This is a genomic window from Streptomyces sp. NPDC060002 (genome assembly GCF_042737245.1).
Taxonomy (GTDB): Bacteria; Actinomycetota; Actinomycetes; order Streptomycetales; family Streptomycetaceae; genus Streptomyces.
In genome coordinates this window covers 89,164-99,272 of sequence record NZ_JBHWUW010000030.1, presented here as the reverse complement: position 1 = coordinate 99,272, position 10,109 = coordinate 89,164, and the positions used below count along the sequence as shown (strand labels likewise).

At 70.6% G+C, this 10,109-nt stretch carries 10 protein-coding genes; 3 read left to right on the top strand and 7 right to left on the bottom strand.

The window, feature by feature from the left end; genetic code table 11:
- Positions 1–132: 132 nt before the first annotated feature.
- Entirely contained in the window at positions 133–918 is a 786-nt protein-coding gene (gene nagB / locus ACFWBD_RS25075; protein ID WP_385670786.1) for a glucosamine-6-phosphate deaminase, read from the bottom strand.
- 577 nt (positions 919–1,495) lie between these two features.
- On the opposite strand from nagB, the gene ACFWBD_RS25070 reads away from it, so the two are divergent.
- Complete coding sequence (locus tag ACFWBD_RS25070; RefSeq protein ID WP_385670801.1) at positions 1,496–2,962, top strand: sensor histidine kinase; 1,467 nt, start codon at positions 1,496–1,498, stop codon at positions 2,960–2,962.
- Positions 2,963–3,249: 287 nt separating this feature from the next.
- Here the strand turns inward: ACFWBD_RS25070 and ACFWBD_RS25065 are convergent, their stop codons facing one another.
- Positions 3,250–3,507 (bottom strand): WhiB family transcriptional regulator, encoded by a 258-nt coding sequence (locus ACFWBD_RS25065; protein ID WP_006380970.1) that lies wholly within the window; start codon positions 3,505–3,507, stop codon positions 3,250–3,252.
- 319 nt (positions 3,508–3,826) lie between these two features.
- The gene (locus tag ACFWBD_RS25060; protein WP_385670783.1) at positions 3,827–4,795 is read right to left on the bottom strand and encodes a diacylglycerol/lipid kinase family protein; all 969 of its coding nucleotides are present in this window, start codon (positions 4,793–4,795) and stop codon (positions 3,827–3,829) included.
- 148 nt (positions 4,796–4,943) lie between these two features.
- Here ACFWBD_RS25060 and ACFWBD_RS25055 point away from each other — a divergent pair, with 148 nt between their 5' ends.
- A complete protein-coding gene (locus ACFWBD_RS25055) occupies positions 4,944–5,384 on the top strand; it encodes a hypothetical protein (protein WP_385670780.1) in 441 nt (146 codons plus the stop codon).
- Between the two features lie 24 nt (positions 5,385–5,408).
- Here ACFWBD_RS25055 and ACFWBD_RS25050 read toward each other — a convergent pair whose 3' ends face one another.
- The 3 genes from ACFWBD_RS25050 to ACFWBD_RS25040 all read right to left on the bottom strand — a co-directional run bounded on the left by ACFWBD_RS25050 (position 5,409) and on the right by ACFWBD_RS25040 (position 7,460).
- Positions 5,409–6,500, bottom strand: a complete 1,092-nt coding sequence (locus ACFWBD_RS25050; RefSeq protein ID WP_385670777.1) for an RNA polymerase sigma factor SigF — start codon at positions 6,498–6,500, stop codon at positions 5,409–5,411.
- Between the two features lie 17 nt (positions 6,501–6,517).
- Positions 6,518–6,931 (bottom strand): anti-sigma regulatory factor, encoded by a 414-nt coding sequence (locus ACFWBD_RS25045; protein ID WP_020130755.1) that lies wholly within the window; start codon positions 6,929–6,931, stop codon positions 6,518–6,520.
- A gap of 268 nt (positions 6,932–7,199) precedes the next feature.
- Positions 7,200–7,460: a UBP-type zinc finger domain-containing protein gene (locus ACFWBD_RS25040; protein ID WP_069773670.1), complete on the bottom strand. Its 261-nt coding sequence runs from the start codon at positions 7,458–7,460 to the stop codon at positions 7,200–7,202.
- 60 nt (positions 7,461–7,520) lie between these two features.
- On the opposite strand from ACFWBD_RS25040, the gene ACFWBD_RS25035 reads away from it, so the two are divergent.
- Positions 7,521–9,119 carry a Na+/H+ antiporter gene (locus ACFWBD_RS25035; protein WP_385670774.1) on the top strand — a complete coding sequence of 533 codons (1,599 nt, stop codon included), beginning with the start codon at positions 7,521–7,523 and terminating at the stop codon, positions 9,117–9,119.
- A 25-nt stretch (positions 9,120–9,144) separates the two neighbouring features.
- On the opposite strand, the gene ACFWBD_RS25030 is transcribed toward ACFWBD_RS25035, so the two are convergent.
- On the bottom strand, positions 9,145–10,029 hold the full coding sequence (locus tag ACFWBD_RS25030; protein WP_385670771.1) for a 1-aminocyclopropane-1-carboxylate deaminase/D-cysteine desulfhydrase: 885 nt from the start codon (positions 10,027–10,029) through the stop codon (positions 9,145–9,147).
- Positions 10,030–10,109: the final 80 nt, after the last annotated feature.

Here is a 10,109-nt window from a genome sequence, read left to right as displayed (position 1 = left end):
GGGGCTTGCCCGGGGCCCCGCGGACCTTGTCCGTGACCCGGACGCCGCCGAGTTCGCTGCGGGCCGTCACGGTGGCGTTGGCGCCTCTTCAGGAGCCCGGCGCCTTCGTCGTGGCCGGTGGCGGCGGCGCCCTCAGATGCCCTGCCACGCCGGCTTGTCGGCGAACGTATGCCGGAAGTACTCCGCGAGCTTCAGCTTGGACGCGGCGGCCTCGTCGACGACGACCGTCGCGTGCGGGTGCAGCTGGAGCGCGGAGGCCGGGCACACCGCGGCGACCGGCCCCTCGACGGTGGCCGCGACGGCGTCCGCCTTGCCGTCCCCGGTGGCGAGCAGCACCAGGTGCCGCGCCTCCAGGATCGTGCCGATGCCCTGGGTGATGACGTGATGCGGCACCTGTTCGATGTCCCCGTCGAAGAACCTCGCGTTGTCCACCCGGGTCTGCTCGGTCAGCGTCTTGATCCGGGTCCGCGAGCGCAGCGACGAGCACGGCTCGTTGAACCCGATGTGTCCGTCGGTGCCGATCCCGAGCAGCTGGAGGTCCACTCCGCCGGCCGCGGCCAGCGCGCGGTCGTACGCCTCGCACGCTGCCTGTACGTCGGTGGCCGTGCCGTCCGGCCCGAGGAAGGCCTGCATGCTGATGCCGAGCGGCTCCAGCACCTCGCGCCGCAGCACCGAACGGTAGGACTCGGGATGCTCGGCGGGCAGGCCCACGTACTCGTCGAGCTGGGCGATCCGCGCCCGCGCGGTGTCCACCGATCCGGAGCGCACCTCGGCCGCCAGCGCCTGGTAGACGGGCAGCGGGGTGGAGCCGGTGGCCACACCGAGCAAGGCGTCCGGCTTGCGCCGCAGGAGCTGCGCCATGGCATCGGCGATGAGCTCGCCGCCCGACCGGGCGTCCGCAACGATGACAACTTCCACGCTGGCCTGCCGTTCTGAGAGGGGCTCGGAGGGCCCGGAAGGGCTATGTGGTGGACTATGTGGTTTAGACCAATCTATGAGGTCAATCTAACAGAGTCGGCAGTGTCCGTCCTCGGGTGCGAAGGGGGAGGCGGCCGGCTGTGGAGCGGATCGCGGAAAATGCCCCGCGCAACTGGCCCCGCGCGGGAACCCGCACAGGCTAGGCTGCGTTGTGGATGTCAGAGCGTCCGCATACCCACAACGACGAACGACCTTCCCCGCATGGACACCCCTAGTGGTCTAGTCCACAATGGAAGGTAGCGGGACATAGAACTTCCGCCTTCCCCGCACAGGAGGGCGGACCGAGGATCCGGTGCTCTCTGCCCTGACTGCCCGGCTCCTCACCCTTCGGTCGACGGGACCGCACACCCCGCGGCCGATATTGCTCCGGGCTGCGGTGCCGGGAGGGCTGAGGGTCCCTCTCAGGCGCCGCGGCCCGCGGGTGTTTCCGGGACCGGGCCGCCTACGGCCGACCGCGCGCCGTAGGCAGGTTTAGGCCCCGCACAAACCCACAGGTACGCTCGCAGACGTGCCCTCCATGAACGAACTCGTACGCCAGCACACCGCACTCGACGACTCCGACCTCGAGTGGCTCCACCTGCTGGTCTCGGAGTGGCAGCTGCTCTCCGACCTCTCCTTCGCCGACCTGGTCCTGTGGGTCCCCACCCGCGACGGCACCCGCTATGTCTCCGTCGCCCAGATGCGGCCCAACACCGGGCCGACCTCCTACCAGGACGACATGGTCGGCCACCTCGTCCCGCGTGGTCGTCGTCCGCTGCTCGACGCCGCCCTGGACGAGGGCCGGATCGTGCGCGAGGGCGACCCGGAGTGGCGCGAGGAGGTCCCCGTCCGGGTCGAGTCGATCCCCGTACGGCGTGAGGGGCGTGTCCTCGGGGTCATCGCCCGCAACACCAATCTGCTCACCGTGCGTACTCCCAGCCGCCTGGAGCTCACCTACCTCCAGAGCGCCTCCGACCTCGCACAGATGATCGCGGCCGGCTCCTTCCCCTTCCCCAACCAGCAGATGGACATGGACGCGGCCCCGCGCGCCGGCGACGGCCTGATCCGCGTCGACGCCGACGGAATCGTCCAGTACGCCTCCCCGAACGCGCTGTCGGCCTACCACCGCATGGGCCTCGCCTCCGACCTGGTCGGCCAGCACCTCGGCCTGACCACCGCCGAACTCGCCCCGACCCGGGGTCCGGTGGACGAGGCGCTCGCCAAGGTCGCCAGCGGCTGGGCGCCCCGCGAGTTCGAGATCGAGGCCAAGGACGGGGCCATCCAGTTCCGGGCGATCCCGCTCAAGCCCAAGGGCACCCGCATCGGCGCGCTCGTGCTGCTCCGCGACGTCACCGAACTGCGCCGTCGCGAGCGTGAGTTGATCACCAAGGACGCGACCATCCGGGAGATCCACCACCGGGTGAAGAACAACCTTCAGACGGTGGCGGCCCTGTTGCGCCTCCAGGCCCGGCGCATCGAGTCCGAGCGCGGCCGGGAGGCGCTGGAGGAGGCGGTCCGCCGGGTCGGCTCGATCGCCATCGTGCATGAGACGCTGTCTCAGAACCTGGACGAGCGGGTGGAGTTCGACGAGATCGCCGACCGGGTGCTGGCGATGGTCGCCGAGATCTCGCCGGGCAAGGTCGCCGGCCGGCGCAGCGGACGCTTCGGCATTCTGGACGCCGAGGTCGCCACCCCGCTGTCCATGGTCCTCACCGAGATCCTCCAGAACGCCCTGGAGCACGGCTTCGGCGAGGGCGACACCGGCACGGTCGAGGTCTCCGCGGTCCGCGGCGGCACCACGAAGGAGATGCGTCTCCTGGTCACCGTCCAGGACGACGGTGTCGGGCTGCCCGAGGGCTTCGACCCGCACACCTCCGGAAACCTCGGCCTCCAGATCGTACGGACGCTGGTGGAGGGCGAGTTGGGCGGAACCTTCGACATGGTCCCGGGGCCGGAGCGCGGCACGCAGGTGATCCTGGACATCCCGGTGCGCGCGCAGAAGTAGCGGACGGGCGACGGCGCGGACGGGCGACGGCGCGGACGAGCGACGGCGCGGACGAGCGACGCGCGCGCATGGGGCGGCGTGGGCATGGGACGGCCCGCGCACGTGACGGCGTGGGCAGAAGGTGCGGGCGCACAGCAAGAAGCCCCGGACCGTTCAGGGGTCCGGGGCTCGAATGCTCGTTGCCAGCTTGTGCTGCGCATCGGGGGTACTGCGCGCTGCGGCTCGGGGGCGGGAGATGCGTACTCGCTGTACGCGCCGCCAAGCTCAGGCTCGCGGGGCGGGTGTTGTCAGGCGGTGGCCTGACGGGCCCGGTTGCGGGCGGCGCGGCGCTTCATCGCGCGACGCTCGTCCTCGCTGAGGCCACCCCAGACGCCGGAGTCCTGACCGGACTCGAGCGCCCACTGCAGACACTGCTCCATAACCGGGCAGCGACGACAGACGGCCTTGGCTTCCTCGATCTGCAGCAGCGCAGGACCGGTGTTGCCGATGGGGAAGAAGAGCTCGGGGTCTTCCTCGCGGCAAACGGCGTTGTGACGCCAGTCCATGGCTGCTACCTCTCCTTGGTATTACGTGCGGGTTGCTTGTGAATGTGAACGCTTTCACGAATCCCTCAACAAGTGAAGGGCCACCAGCCAGGTTCCCTGGCGCGGTCCTGTTGTTTGAAGAGGGGTTCCGGTGATCAGTGGATGCCGGTGTTGCGGGCTGTCCCGATCGCCACGTAGAGACTCGCAAACCTCAGCGGCGGATACAACCCCTTCCGGAAAGTTTTTTTTGATTCCTCGGTGTCGACTAGGTCACAGCCGTACTTCCATGGGGTGGACCCTGGTCTAAACGTTCGAGTGAAAGGACTTCAGCCCTTTCTGCTCACACAATCACACGCAGTGCACGGCGTACGCCTGTGAACGTCACGCTTGTTCGCAGCCCCAGGTGGTCACCGTCCATCTGAAGGGGCAAAGGGACCTTCGAATGCAAGGTGAACTGGTCCAGATCGTGCAGTGAGACGGCATGCCTGCCGTGCGGGCCCCGCTCGGGGGACGAAGTGAGCAACTGGGTGCCATATCGGGCAACCGAGGCCGTGGACAGACGGCTGAGGCCCAGTACGTCGAGCCCTGTATCGAACGAGGCCTTAGGTGACGCGTACACCGGGCGATTGCCCAGATAGGTCCACGGAGCCGTGTTGCAGACTATGGACAGCACCAAATCGGTCACCGGGTCCGCGCCCGGCCGCTCCAGGGTGATCGACCCGTGCCTGCGCTGTGACTCACCCAACAACTGGCGCACGGCCTGACGGATGTAAAGAGCGTGGGTGGATCTTCTGCCGCGCTCGCGATGCTGCTCCACCCTTCCGACCACCCCGGCGTCGAAGCCCAGCCCGGCGTTGAACGTGAACCAGCGCGAGGGCACCGCCTCGTCCTCCGTGCCCGGCGTACCCGCGGCGAGGCCGAGCCCGACCGTACGCTCTCTGTTCTCACGCAGGGCGTCCAGCAGCGCGCCGGTGGCTTCCACCGGATCGTTGGGCAGCCCCAGGGCGCGGGCGAAGACGTTGGTGGAGCCGCCGGGGACCACCGCGATGCCGGGCAGGTTCCCCGGATCGGGGCCGTCGTGCAGGAGGCCGTTGACCACCTCGTTGACCGTGCCGTCGCCGCCGAGGGCCACCACCAGGTCGACGTTTCCGCTGTCCGCCGCCTGCCGGCCCAGGTCACGCGCGTGCCCGCGGTACTCCGTGGTGACCGCCTCGAGCTTCATCTCGCTCGCGAGCGCGTGGATGAGGACGTCGCGCGTCCGTGCACTCGTAGTGGTTGCCGCCGGATTGACCACGAGAAGTGCACGCATGAGTTGCAGCGTACCTACTGGGTGGTACCGGGCACAGGCCGAGGTGGGGATCGGGTAAGAGATCGCGGGGTGAGCCTCGACACGAGCGCCGCGCCTGCCCGCGCGGGCGGCCCGGGGCCCGGTCAGGGGCGCGGGCTACCCTTCTGGGGTGAGCAGTGACCAGACTCCCGCCGTCCCGGAATCCGCAGAACCCCGCCCGCGCCGGCTGACGTACGCCGCCGCGCTCGTCTCCCTGGAGGGGCTGGCGCTGGTCGTCGGCGGGGTGTGGATGTTCGCCCTGGGGATCAGCGGCGACCCGGACGGCCGTCAGCAGGCCCTCACCGGCGGAGTCACGCTGATCGTGCTCGCGCTGCTGCCGCTGCTCGCCGCCCGTGGGCTGCTGGGTCTGCGCAGCTGGAGCCGGGGACCCGCCGTCATCACCCAGATCATGGCGCTGCCGGTGGCCTACAGCCTGTTGCAGGCCGACAGCATGGCGATCCCGGCGGGCATCGCGCTCGCGGCCACCGCCGTCGCGTCGCTCGTCCTGCTCGTCAACGGCGAGACGACCCGGGCCCTCGGGATCCGGGGGCCGGGCCGCGCATCGGAGTAGCGGCGCTGCTGAAGCGCTGTACCGCTATTCCTCGACGAGCAGTTTCTCCCGCAGCTGGGCCAGGGTGCGGGCCAGCAGGCGCGAGACGTGCATCTGCGAGATGCCGACCTCCTGCGCGATCTGCGACTGGGTCATGTTGCCGAAGAACCGCAGCAGCAGGATCCGCTTCTCGCGCGGCGGGAGGTCCTCCAGGAGCGGCTTGAGGGACTCCCGGTACTCGACGCCCTCCAGCGCCTCGTCCTCCGCGCCCAGGGTGTCCGCGACCGCCGGCGACTCGTCGTCGGTGTCGGGCACGTCCAGGGAGAGGGTGGAGTACGCGTTGGCGGACTCCAGGCCCTCCAGGACCTCCTCCTCCGAGATCGCCAGCTTCTCGGCGAGCTCGTGGACCGTGGGGGAGCGACCGTGCTGCTGCGACAGCTCGGCCGTCGCCGTGGTCAGCGCCAGGCGCAGCTCCTGGAGCCTGCGCGGCACCCGCACCGCCCAGCCCTTGTCACGGAAGTGCCGCTTGATCTCGCCGACGACCGTCGGGGTCGCGTACGTGGAGAACTCCACGCCGCGCTCCGGGTCGAAGCGGTCGACCGACTTGATCAGGCCGATGGTGGCGACCTGGGTGAGGTCGTCCAGCGGCTCGCCGCGGTTGCGGAAGCGCCGCGCGAGGTGCTCGACGAGCGGCAGATGCATGCGGACCAGCTGGTTGCGCATCTCCGCGTACTCGGCACTGCTGCTCTCGAGCTTGCGCAGCTCGACGAACATCGCCCGTGCTCCGCTGCGGTCCCCCGGGGCGGGGGTGGCCGGTGGTTCGTGCTGCGTGCCCGGCACGCTCTGTTCGCCGTCTCGCTGGTGCTCGCTCATTGTCCCGCCCGTCGCCCTCTGTCGAGCCCTCGCCTCTGCTCGGCCCGGGGGCGAGCCCCCGATCCGCCTCTCCCGAGGCGAGCCCTGCACGGCACCTTCCGGCGGACCCGCCTGCGCGGAGACCGAGTCGTCCTCCGGATGCGGCCGGGCCTGCTCCGGAATGCCGTCGATGCCGTCCGCCATGCGTCGGGAACCGTCCGGAGAGACTGGAATCTCGGCGTTCTCGGCCGGCAGCTCCCGTGTGCCGCGCTCTTCGTCCCGCACCGGCCCGTCCCCGTTCCTCACGCCGGCCCGGGTCCCGCGCCGCGTTGTTTGTAGAGACTGATCGTCACGGTCTTGTCCTCGTCGACGGCGGAGGACACCTTGCCCGCGAGGGCGGACAGGACGGTCCAGGCGAAGGTGTCCCGTGAGGGGGCGTGTCCGTCCGTGGTCGGCGCGGACACGGTGACTTCCAGTGAGTCGTCGACGAGTCGGAACACGCAACTGAGTACGGAGCCCGGCACGGCCTGCTGGAGCAGGATCGCGCAGGCCTCGTCCACCGCGATGCGCAGGTCCTCGATCTCGTCCAGGGTGAAGTCCAAACGGGCCGCGAGGCCGGCCGTGGCCGTCCGCAGCACCGACAGGTAGGCACCCGCAGCCGGCAGCCGGACTTCCACGAAGTCCTGGGTCGCGGGCTCGCCTGCGATCTGGGACACCCTCACCTCCAAGGTGGTACAAGCTTTCTCGGGGCCGAGGGTCGCCCCCCGGGGTAACGCGTGTGTGGTGCAGCGGTGACGCTATCGCGCTCTCAAGTTTCTGTCCCCGGGACCCCAACCCCCTGGCGTCACTCACAGTAAAGCTGTGAACACGCTCCGTGTCTAGTGGTCGGTCGGCCCAAATGGGAACAGGGCGCGCCGGGTTGACGTACCCAGGCGTCAGATGGTCGAACCGTACCCGCCGGACGGCCGGGACGTCATGGTCTCCTCATACGAGCACGTGGTCGACGAAGCACCAGCGCCAGTTCTCGCCGGGTTCGAAGGTCCGCATCACCGGATGACCCGACTCCTTGTGGTGACCCGTCGCGTGCCGGCTCGGCGAGGAGTCGCAGCAGCCGACATGGCCGCAGGTCAGGCACAGCCGGAGTTGCACCGGGTGGGTGCCGTCCCGCAGGCACTCCGGACACGTCTCACCGAGCGGGACGGGTTCCGGGTGGGGCAGCGCGTCGGCGTGCGTGCACTGTTTCATGATTGCCAGATTACGACGGGCGCGCGGACGACCGCGCGGAAAAACGAGGGCGGGCAGGACATGGACGTGATGCCACTGCTGTTGCTGGTGGCCGGCAGTGCGGCGTTCGCGGCGGCGGCCAGGCGCACCCCGGTGCCCGCGCCGCTGCTGCTGGTGGCGGTCGGCCTGGTGGTGTCCTATGTGCCGGGGGTGCCCGACTACACCCTGGACCCGGACGTCGTGCTGCCGCTCCTGCTGCCTCCGCTGCTCTACACGTCGGCCACCGACAGCTCCTATCTCGACCTGCGCGCCCAGCTGCGGCCGGTGGCCCTGCTGTCGGTCGGATACGTGCTCTTCGCGACCTTCGCCGTCGGCTGGGCCGCCTATCTGATCGTTCCCGGGCTGCCGCTGACGGCGGCGCTGGTGCTGGGCGCGGTGGTGGCGCCGCCGGACGCGGTCGCGGCCACGGCGGTGGCCCGCAGGGTCGGCCTGCCGTCACGGATCACCACGATCCTCCAGGGCGAGTCGCTGCTGAACGACGCCACCGCGATCACCGCCTACAAGGTGGCCCTCGCGGTCGTGGTCGGCGAGGGCGCGTCCTGGGCCGGCGGTATCGAGGAGTTCCTGGTGGCGGCCGTCGGCGGGACCGCCGTCGGCCTGATCCTGATGGCCCCGCTGCACTGGCTGCGCACCCACCTCAAGGAGCCCCTGCTCCAGAACACGCTCTCCCTGCTGATCCCCTTCGTCGCCTACGCGGCGGCCGAGCAGTTCCACGCCTCCGGCGTCATCGCGGTGGTCGTCGTCGCCCTCTACCTGGGCCACCGCGCGTGGGAGGTCGACTTCGCGACCCGCCTCCAGGAGGAGGCCGTGTGGAAGATGGTCGCCTTCGTCCTGGAGTCGGCGGTCTTCGCGCTGATCGGCCTCCAGCTCCCCGTCGTCCTGAAGGGCCTCGGCGCCTACGAGGGCGTGGATGCCGCCTGGTACGCCGTCGCGCTGTTCCTCGTGGTCGTGGCGGCGCGCTTCCTGTGGGTGTACCCGGCGACCTTCCTGCCCCGGCTGCTGTCGGCACGTATCCGCGCGCGGGAGGAGAATCCGACCTGGCGGGGGCCGATCGTCATCGCCTGGGCGGGCATGCGGGGCGTGGTCTCGCTCGCCATCGCCTTCTCCATCCCGCTCACCGTGGACCACGGCCACGCGCCCTTCCCGTACCGCAATCTGATCCTCTTCCTCACCTTCACGACGGTCATCGGCACCCTGGTGGTGCAGGGGCTGAGCCTGCCGCCGCTGATCCGCCTGCTGAAGTTCCCCGAGCCCGACCCGCAGGCCGCGACGCTCGCCGAGGCCAACGCCCAGGCACAGGCCTCCCGGGTCGCCGAGGAGCGCCTGGACGCGCTGCTGTCCGACGAGCGCAACGCGCTGCCGCCGCCGCTCGCCGACCGTCTGCGCAGCGTCCTGGAGCGCCGCCGCAACGCCGTCTGGGAGCGCCTCGGGCAGGTCAACCCGGTCACCGGCGAGACCGTCGACGACACCTACCGGCGCCTCTCGCGCGAGATGATCAGCGCCGAGCGCGAGATGTTCGTCCGGCTGCGGGACGGCCGCTACATCGACGACGAGATGCTGCGCACGCTGCTGCGCCGACTGGACCTGGAGGAGGCGGCGGCGTTCCGGGAGGCGGCGTAGGTCCGTCGCCCGCCCGCCCGCGCCGTCAGGGGAACGGGCGGCCCGTGATCACGGCCGTCACGGTCGTGCCCCGCGGGAAGGCGCCCTCCTCGGCCAGGGTGACAAGGCCGTAGAGCGACTTGGCGACATAGAGACGTTCCACGGGCACTCCGTGGCGTCGCTCGAAGTCCGCGGCGAAGGTCTCGAGCTCGGGGGTGAGACGGGCGTATCCGCCGAAGTGGAAGCGTTCGTCGAGCCGCCACTCACCCCGTCGGCCGCCGAAGGCCTCCTCCTGGAGCGCCCGTATCCCGTCGCTCAGGAAGCCTCCTCTGAGGACCGGTATTCCCAGGGCCCGCTGGCCGGGGGCGAGGCCGGCGGCCAGGCCGGCGAGGGTGCCTCCGGTGCCACAGGCGAGGGCGACGACATCGGTACGGCCGCGCAGCTCCTCGCCGAGCGCCCGGCAGCCGCGGACCGCCGCCGCGTTGCTGCCGCCTTCGGGAACCACGTACGCGTCCCGCGCGCCGACCGCGTCCAGCAGCTTGCCGAGGACGTCCGGCTCGGTCTTGCGGCGGTACGTCGAGCGGTCCACGAAGCGCAGCCGCATGCCGTCGGCCGCGCACCGGGCCAGGGACGGGTTCAGCGGCCGGCCGGCCAGTTCGTCGCCGCGCACCACGCCCACCGTGGGCAGCCCGAGGAGCCGGCCGGCGGCGGCCGTGGCCCGCAGGTGGTTGGAGTAGGCGCCCCCGAAGGTGAGCAGCGTCCGCCCCGCCGCCCGCTCCAGGTTGGGCGCGAGCTTGCGCCACTTGTTGCCGATCAGCTCGGGGTGGATCAGGTCGTCCCGCTTCAGCAGCAGCCGGACGCCGTGCCGCCCGAACCGGTCGTCGGACACCTCCTGGAGGGGAGACGGCAGGCGGGGGTGGAGGTCGGTCACCCGCTCATTGTCGAACACCGTTCGGTGAAACGTACCTGTTCCCTGCCCGGCGTTGATCCATTCCCGCTCTTTCGGGTAAT